Origin of the sequence: Actinomadura geliboluensis (genome assembly GCF_005889745.1) — a bacterium.
Lineage (GTDB): Bacteria > Actinomycetota > Actinomycetes > Streptosporangiales > Streptosporangiaceae > Spirillospora > Spirillospora geliboluensis.
Window position 1 is genome coordinate 1 of the sequence record NZ_VCKZ01000417.1, and the last position, 7,600, is coordinate 7,600.

Genomic DNA, 7,600 nt, shown 5'->3' on the forward strand with positions numbered 1-7,600 from the left:
CCCATGCCCCGTCCCCCCATTCGACGTAAGCGCACCCTGGCGGCCGCCGCCGCGGCCGCCCTCACCCTCACCGCCCTTTCCCCGCTCGCCGCCTCGGCCGAGACGCCGGACGCCGACCCCGTCAACCTGGCACTGGCCGGGACGGCGACCGCGTCCAGCGTCGAACTCGACCGGGACTCCTTCGCGGCGTCCCAGGTCAACGACGGCGACACCGGCACCCGGTGGTCGTCGAAGTACGCCGACGACAACTGGGTGCAGGTCGAACTGGCCACCGCCGCGAAGATCGACCACGTCACCCTCGTCTGGCCGAACGCGTGCGCCCGCGACTTCGCGCTGCAGACGTCCGCCGACGGCGTCGCCTGGACGACCGTGACCCGGTCGCAGCGCGACACCTGCCCCCGCACCGACACGATCGACGTCGGGGCTACCGCGAAGTTCGTCCGGATGCAGGGCTTCCAGCGCTGGGCGTCCTACGGCTACTCGATCTCTGAGTTCCAGATCTGGGACCGTCCCGCCCCGCGGTCGCTCGGGCTCGTGCCGAAGCCCGTCTCCCTCGCCGAGGCCGACGGGCCCGGCTACCGGCTCGACCCGGCCGCGTCCATCGCCGCGATCGGGGACGGCGCGCAGGCGCCCGCCTCTTACCTGGCGAAGGTGCTGCGGCCGTCCACCGGCTACAAGCTGCCGGTCGTGACCGCGCGGAAGGGGCGCGGGCAGATCGTCGTCAGAGTCGGCTCCGGGCTCGGGCCGTCCGGGCGGCCGGAGGGCTACGCCCTCAAGGCGAACCCGGCGAAGGTCACCATCGAGGCGTCCACCGCGAACGGCGCGCTCAACGGCGTCCAGACCCTGCGGCAGCTCTTCCCGCAGTGGGTCGAGTCGCCCGCGAAGGTCCGCGCGGACTGGACGGTGCCGCAGGTCGAGATCACCGACTACCCGCGGTTCGCGCACCGCGGCATGATGCTCGACGTCGCCCGCAGCTTCTACCCGGTGGACGAGGTCAAGAAGTACATCGACGCCGCCGCCCAGTTCAAGATCAACCGGCTGCACCTGCACCTGAGCGACGACCAGGGCTGGCGGATCGCGCTCGACGCCCCGGCGGAGAACCCGTCCGGGATCGACTATCCGAAGCTGACCTCCGTGTCCGGCCGCACCGCCATGACGTACAACGACGGCGGCCAGCAGATGGGCACCGAACTCGGCGTGGCCGGCTTCTACACGAAGGCCGACTACCGCGAGATCGTCCGGTACGCGGGGGCGAGCGGCATGACCGTCGTGCCCGAGATCGACATGCCCGGCCACACCAACGCCGCGCTGCACGCGATCCCGCAGCTGAACAGCGCCGGGTCCAAGCCCGCGCTGAAGCCCGGCGAGACGACCGTCCCGGCGAACGGCACCCCGAACGTCGGCTACTCGTCCTTCGACGCCGCGAACCCGGCGACGTACGAGTTCACGAAGCAGGTCCTCACCCAGATCGCGGAGCTGACGCCCGGCCCGTACCTGCACATCGGCGGGGACGAGTCGCACAGCACCAGCCACGCCGACTACACGACGATGGTGGACGCCTTCACCGGCCAGGTGGACTCGCTCGGCAAGACGGTCGTCGGCTGGAACGAGACCGCCGGGACGTCGCTGCCGCAGGGCAACGCGGTCGTCCAGTTCTGGAACGGCAACCGGAACGCCGTCGCCAACGCGGTCACGTCCAGGGGCGCCAAGGTCATCCTGTCCCCGGCGGGCAACACCTACGTCCCGCAGAAGCAGGACTCCCGGCAGCCGCAGGGCGGCACCTGGGCGTGCGGCGGGCCGTGCGGCCTCGACCGGCACTACGGCTGGGACCCCGGCACCTACATCCCCGGCATCTCCGAGGAGAGCGTGCTCGGCGTCGAGTCGGCGCTGTGGGGCGAGTTCATCCGGCGGCTCCCGCAGGCGCAGTACTACAGCTACCCGCGCCTCGTCGCCACCGCCGAGGTCGGGTGGACGCCGCAGGCCAAGCGGGCCTACACCGACTTCACCGGGCGGCTGGCCGCGGTCGGCGGGCGGCTGACGCTCCAGGGCGTCAACTTCTTCCCGACCTCCGACGTGCCGTGGCCGGCGGCCGCGCTCGGCGCCGACCGGACCGTCCCGGCGGGCACGCCGGCCGGTGCGACCTGGACGGTCACCGCGCCCGCCGCCGGAACGCTCACCGGCACCGTCCGCTGGAGCGACGGCGTCGAGGAGGACGTCACGCTCACCACGTCCCGCGCCGCCAGCATCCCGGACATGCGGGGCAACGCCACGTTCACCGCCGTCTCCGACCGGACGTTCGACGCGCCCGGCACCTACACCGCGACCCTCACGATCCGGCCGTCGTCCGGCCAGGCGCCCGTGGAAGCGCCGCTGACCCTGACCGTCTCCTGACCCTGACCGTCTCCTAGACCAGTGCGCGGGGACGGGGGACCGTCGCCCGGCCCCGTCCCCGCGCACGCCAGACCTGGAGCCATGACCCCCAACGACCTCCCGGCCTGCTGCGCCGCCTCCCGCGCCGCCTCACCCGGCGCCGCGCGGGAGGCGGCGGCGCTGCCGCAGCTCGCCGTCCCGCGCCCGTCCGCCCCGGCGCCCACGCAGATGATCGTCCTCCCGGGCGGCACCTTCCGGATGGGCAGCGAGGACGCCAAAGCCAACCCCTACGACGGGGAGGGACCCGTCCGGCACGTGCACGTCGGCCCGTTCCGGATCGACCCGCACACCGTCACCAACGCCGAGTTCGCCCGGTTCGTCGACGCCACCGGCTACCGGACGGAGGCCGAGCACTTCGGCTGGTCCTACGTCTTCAAGGGCCTGCTGAGCCCCGAGGCGGCGGACGCGGCCCCGTCACCGGCCGGGACGCCATGGTGGCGGGCCATCGAAGGCGCCACGTGGAACCGTCCCGAAGGGCCCGGCAGCGACATCGGCGACCGCCCGGCGCATCCGGTCGTCCACGTCTCCTGGAACGACGCGTCCGCGTACGCCGCCTGGGCCGGGAAGCGCCTGCCGACCGAGGCCGAATGGGAGTACGCGGCACGCGGCGGCCTCGACCAGGCCACCTACCCCTGGGGCGACGAGCTCGCCCCGGACGGCGAGGTCCGGTGCAACATCTGGCGGGGTGCCTTCCCCGACCAGCACGACGGGCGTCCCGGACCCGTCGCCGTCGACTCGTTCGAGCCGAACGCCTACGGGCTCTACAACACCGTCGGCAACGTGTGGGAATGGTGCGCCGACCCGTTCACCCCGTCCGGTGACGCGCGCGCGATGCGCGGCGGCTCGTACCTGTGCCACGACTCCTACTGCAACCGGTACCGCGTCGCCGCCCGCACCGCCAACACCCCCGACTCCAGCACCGGCAACACCGGCTTCCGCTGCGCCGCCGACGCCTGACGCACCTCTAGAGATACGCGCCGCTCTGGGACTCCCAGTAGGTGAGGCCGAGGCGCCGGTGCACCTGCTGGGCCGCGCGGGCGTGCGCGCGGGCGGCGTCCTCGTCGCCGAGGGTCCGGGCCAGTTCCGCCAGGACGAGCCGGGTCGAGCCCCAGCAGCACGTGCCCATACCCGCCACGACGAACTGATCGGCGTACGGGGTGAGGCGCTCGTAGAGGTCGCGGGGGTCGGGGGTGCCGAGGCGGGCGGCGACCAGGCCCCAGACCGGGAGGAGGAAGTCGGCCACCCAGTCGTCGGGGACGTCCGTCCCCCACCGGCCGATCAGCTCGCGGGCCAGTGCGGGACGGTCCGCCTCCACGGCCGCGAGGACGGCGACGGGCCGCAGCGGGACGAGGTGCGGCTCGGCGGCGGCGGTCACCAGCTCGTCCAGGATCTCCGGGACGCGGCCCTGAGCGCGGCGGCAGGTGAACGTCGCGACGAGGCGGCGGAAGGCGCTGCCCCAGACCGTCGACCCGAACCGCATGTCGCCGTACCGGGCGAGCAGGTCCTCGGCGTCGTCCCAGCGCGCGTCGAGGGTGCTGCGCGCGGTCTGCGCGATGCGGACCATCGACTCCAGCTGGGGCCCCGGAGCCGCGCTCAGCAGCGCCTCGCACCGGGCCAGCTCCCGGTCCCAGCCGGGCAGGTCGCCGTCGCGCAGCAGGCAGGACATCAGGAAGACCCGCGCCATCACCTCGCCGCTCGCGGGCAGGCCGGGCAGCTCCGCCAGCTCGGCGGCCACCGCGCGGCGCGCGGCGTTGCGGCCGGGCCGGAACGCGGCGAGCAGGTAGTTGTTCATCGCACGGGCCAGCAGCGGCGGCTCGCCGGTCTCGCGGGCGATGCCGACGGCCGCGGCGGCGTGCCGCTCGCCTTCGGCGCTGCGCGGGCCGTAGTGCAGCTCCAGGGCGAGGGCGCCGAGGAGCTCGGCGCGGGCGGCGTCGGGGAGCGGGCCGTCTAGGAGGTCTTCGATGGCGGTGACCATGGCGGCGTCGACCACGCCGTAGGGGCGCCAGTTCCACAGGGACGGTCCGCCGATCGCCGTGACGGCCGCGATCAGCGTGTCCCGGTCGCCGGTCTTGCGGGCGAGGTCGATCGCCTGCTCCCAGGCGCGGCGCGCGTCCTGCGGCTTCCCGGCGCTGCGGAGCGCCTGCCCGAGTTCGGTGAGCAGCCGCGCGCGCTCGTCGTCCCGCCCGTGCGGGAGGGCTTGGAGTGCCATCGCCCAGAAGTCGGCGGCCTCGGTGTAGGCGAGCTGGCCTGACGCGTGCCCGGCCGCGCGCGATGCGTACTTCACGGCCTTGTCCGCGCCGCCGAGCGCGCGCGCCTGCACGAAGTGGTGCGCCAGGGTCGCGGACTCGGCGTCCGGCAGGACGGGCTCCAGCGCCTCCCCGGCGCGCAGGTGCAGCCGCGACCGCTCCAACCGGTCGAGCCCGGCGTAGAGCGCCTCCTGGACGAGGGCGTGCGAGAACCGGTAGTCGGGCCCGGACGGCGGCTCGACCAGCAGCCCCGCCGCGACGGCCGGCTCCAGCGCCGCCATGACCTCGGCGGCCGTCGCGTCCGCCACGGCCTCCAGCAGCCCGACGCCGACGTCCCGGCCGGCGACGGCGGCGGCCCCGAGCATCGCGCGGGTCTCCGCCGGCAGCCGGGCGGCGCGCCGCTCGATCACGATCCCCACCCCGGCCGGCACCGCCGACAGGTCGCCCCCGCCGCCGCGCAGCCGCAGGACTTCCTCCAGGTAGAAGGGGTTGCCGCCCGTCCTGCCGTGGAGCGCGGCGACCAGGCCCGGCTCCTCGGTGATCTTCTGGGCGCGCAGGTAGGACGCCACGTCCCCGGCGGTGAACGGAGGCAGTTCCATGCGCTCCCCGGACCGCGCCAGCACCGCAAGCGCGTCGCGGAGGTCACCGGGATGGTCGCCGGGTTCCGGACGGCACGTGACGAGGACGAGCAGCCGGTGCCGCGCCGCCGACTCCGCGACGAAGCGCAGCAGCCGGAGCGAGGACGCGTCCGCCCAGTGCAGGTCGTCCAGGACGATCGCCAGCGGCGCTTCTCCGCCGGTCAGCGCGTCCACGACCCGCTCGTACAGCCGGAACAGCGCGTCGCCGGGGTCCTGGCCGGGTTCCGGGGCGGAGAGGGTCTCGGCGCCCGCCCCCGCGTCGCGGAGGATCTGTGTCCATGGCCAGAAGGCCGGTGCGGTGCCGTCCACGCAGCGGCCCCAGGCGACGCGGAAGCCGCGCGCCCCGGCCAGGTCGGCGGCGGCGCGGGCGAGCCGGGTCTTGCCGATCCCGGCCTCACCGCTGATCAGGACGGCACCGCCCCGGCCGCGTCCCGTCTCGTCCAGCACCGCCGCGACACGCACCAACTGCGCGGACCGGGCGACGAGCGAGTCCTCGCGCGCGTCCGCGGCGGGCGGTGCGGGACGGCGCAGCTCCGGCGCCTGGTCGAACACGGCCCGCTCCAGTTCCCGCAGCTCGGGCCCAGGGGCGAGGCCGAGGTCGTCGGCGAGCCGCGTCCGGACGCGGCGCAGCGCGGCGAGCGCGTCGGCCTGCCGCCCGGCCCGGTAGAGCGCCAGCACGAGCAGGGACCAGGCGCGCTCCCGGTACGGCCCGTCCTCGACGAGCGCCTCCAGCCCGGGGATCAGGGAGGCGGCCTCCCCGAGCGCGAGGCGGGCGTCGAAGCGGTCCTCCAGTGCGGCGGCGCGCGCCTCTGCCAACCGGCTGACGACGGGCTGGGCGAACTCCTGGTCGGCGAACTCGCCCACGGGATCGCCGCGCCACAAGTCGAAGGCCCTGTCCAGGATCTCGACGGCCTCCCGGTGGGCGCCGCGCGACAGTGCCGCCCGTCCCTCGTCCGCCAGGGCGGTGAACCGCCACAGGTCGACCCGCTCGGGCGGGACCGCGAGCAGGTAGCCCGGTTCGCGGGTCAGCAGGACGCGGGGCGGGGTGCGCGGCGGCCGGTCCGGCTCCAGCACCTTCCGCAGGTGCGCGATGTAGGCGCGCAGGGTGGGGGTCGCTCCGGCGGGCGGCTCCCCGGCCCACAGCTCGTCGATCAGCCGGTCCAGCGACACCACCCGGCCGGGTTCGAGCGCGAGCATCGCCACCAGCGCGCGCTGCTTGCGCGTCCCCAGGTCGAGGACTCCCCGCTCACCGTCGGCCACGGCGAGCGGGCCGAACAGCCGGATCTCCAGCGCCCCCACAGCCCTCCCCCAGAACACCCGAAAGCTCACATTACGGCACCTCAATCCGACCCCAGCTCGATCCCAATCCCCGGACGCGAAAGTGAGGCCATCGCACCGACGGAAGGACGAACGATGAGCATCGGGGACGAACTGCAGGCCGTGGTGACCGGCACGGTGACGGCGGCGGGCGAGGACGGGTTCGAGCGGGCGCGGCGCGCCTGGAACCTCGCCGTCGACCAGCCCGTCCGGGCGGTGGTCGAGGCCGCCGGCGCCGACGACGTCGCCGCGCTGGTCCGGTACGCCCGGCGGGCCGGGCTGACCATCGCGACCCAGCCGAGCGGCCACGGCGCCGCCGGCAACACCGGCGAGGTGATCCTGCTGCGCACCGCCCGCCTTGACGAACTGCACATCGACCCGGCCCGCCGGACCGCCCGCGCCGGCGCGGGCGTCCCGTGGGGCCGCGTCCTGGAGGCGGCGAGCCCGCACGGCCTCACCGGCCTGGCCGGCAGCAGCCCGGTCGTCACCGTCACCGGCTACACCCTCGGCGGCGGCCTCAGCTGGTTCGGCCGCAAGCACGGCTTCGCCGCCGCCTCCGTCCGCGCCTTCGACGTCGTCGACGCGACCGGGGAGCGCGCCCGCGTCACCGCCGACGACGACCCCGACCTGTTCTGGGCCCTGCGCGGCGGTGGCGGCGACTTCGCCATCGTCACCGCCATCGAGTTCGACCTGCACCCGGCACCGCACCTGTACGGCGGCCGGATGCTGTGGCCCGGCGCGCACGCCCCCGCCGTCCTGGACGCCTACCGCGACGTCACCGCGACCGCACCGGACGAGCTGAGCGCCTGGTACGAACTCCTGCACTTCCCCGGCGCGGACCCGATGGTCGCGGTCGACGCGACCTTCCTCGGCGCGGGCGGCGACGCCGAGGCCCTGCTGCGCCCGCTGGAGAAGATCCCCGGGCGCCTCGCCGACACCCGCGCCGTCCTGCCGCCGGCGGTGACGGAG

At 75.1% G+C, this 7,600-nt stretch carries 4 protein-coding genes; 3 read left to right on the forward strand and 1 reads right to left on the reverse strand.

All coding sequences use genetic code 11. The features are described 5' to 3' along the window. Together ETD96_RS36975 and ETD96_RS36980 are read left to right on the forward strand one after the other, a co-directional pair. Window positions 1-2,391: family 20 glycosylhydrolase (locus tag ETD96_RS36975; RefSeq protein WP_338072647.1), on the forward strand; the 2,391-nt coding region annotated here is incomplete at its 5' end. Between the two features lie 81 nt (window positions 2,392-2,472). Continuing rightward, window positions 2,473-3,387, forward strand: a complete 915-nt coding sequence (locus ETD96_RS36980) for a formylglycine-generating enzyme family protein (RefSeq protein WP_138641161.1) — start codon at window positions 2,473-2,475, stop codon at window positions 3,385-3,387. A 7-nt stretch (window positions 3,388-3,394) separates the two neighbouring features. Here ETD96_RS36980 and ETD96_RS36985 read toward each other — a convergent pair whose 3' ends face one another. Next, window positions 3,395-6,643 carry an ATP-binding protein gene (locus tag ETD96_RS36985; protein ID WP_138641162.1) on the reverse strand — a complete coding sequence of 1,083 codons (3,249 nt, stop codon included), beginning with the start codon at window positions 6,641-6,643 and terminating at the stop codon, window positions 3,395-3,397. 84 nt (window positions 6,644-6,727) lie between these two features. On the opposite strand from ETD96_RS36985, the gene ETD96_RS47765 reads away from it, so the two are divergent. Further along, window positions 6,728-7,600: FAD-binding oxidoreductase (locus ETD96_RS47765; protein WP_138641163.1), on the forward strand; the 873-nt coding region annotated here is incomplete at its 3' end.

Bases quoted from the DNA above. Each gene is read 5' to 3' on its own strand.
- ETD96_RS36980 (WP_138641161.1), top strand. From the start codon at position 2,473: ATGACCCCCAACGACCTCCCGGCCTGCTGCGCCGCCTCCCGCGCCGCC.